This is a genomic window from Neisseria sp. P0021.S007 (genome assembly GCF_051956855.1).
Window position 1 is genome coordinate 1 of the sequence record NZ_JBQCXA010000995.1, and the last position, 553, is coordinate 553.

Sequence of the window (553 nt, forward strand, 5' to 3'; positions counted from 1 at the left end):
AATAAGTTTTGACGGCATCAACGACGGTATCGTAATCTTTACAAGGTAAAACTTCAGCCTTCTCAATCACTTGCGGTGCAGTTTCAAGCGCAAAACGGGCATTCGTACCGCCGATATCGGCGACCAGGCGGGGATAAGCTTCAGTGTGCATAGTAGACATGGCAGTTAATTCCTTGGTGATTGAGAATCAGGCTGGTCGGATATTCGGTATCAGCCCTTGTGGCAGCTTTATCAAATACTGCTTTTTTCTCTGCGCCTTGAATGGCCAAAAATACATTCGGCGTCTTGGCAATCGCACCCAAAGTCATGCTCACACGCTCATGCGGCGCGGTAACCGGCGTAGTATGAATCAATGTCGGGTCATCAGCTTCATTGATTGCGGCCTGTAATTGAGGCGCTTGAGGGAACAACGACGCTGTATGCCCGTCTCCTCCCATGCCCAACACCAGCACGTCAGGTTGCTTGTAATGTTTCAATGCATAAGCAACGACAACTTCAGGTTGTAATTCAGTTTCAGACTTTCCGTCTTCAACAACAGGAATCCATGTGGCAA

At 48.3% G+C, this 553-nt stretch carries 2 protein-coding genes; both read right to left on the reverse strand.

Annotated features, from left to right (window positions below):
- The coding region (locus ACTHUR_RS17155) for a glucokinase (RefSeq protein WP_440399910.1) at positions 1-160 on the reverse strand (160 nt) is incomplete at its 3' end.
- A partial coding sequence (locus tag ACTHUR_RS17160; RefSeq protein ID WP_440399908.1) for a 6-phosphogluconolactonase occupies positions 141-553 on the reverse strand: 413 nt, incomplete at its 5' end. The genes ACTHUR_RS17160 and ACTHUR_RS17155, both read right to left, overlap by 20 nt.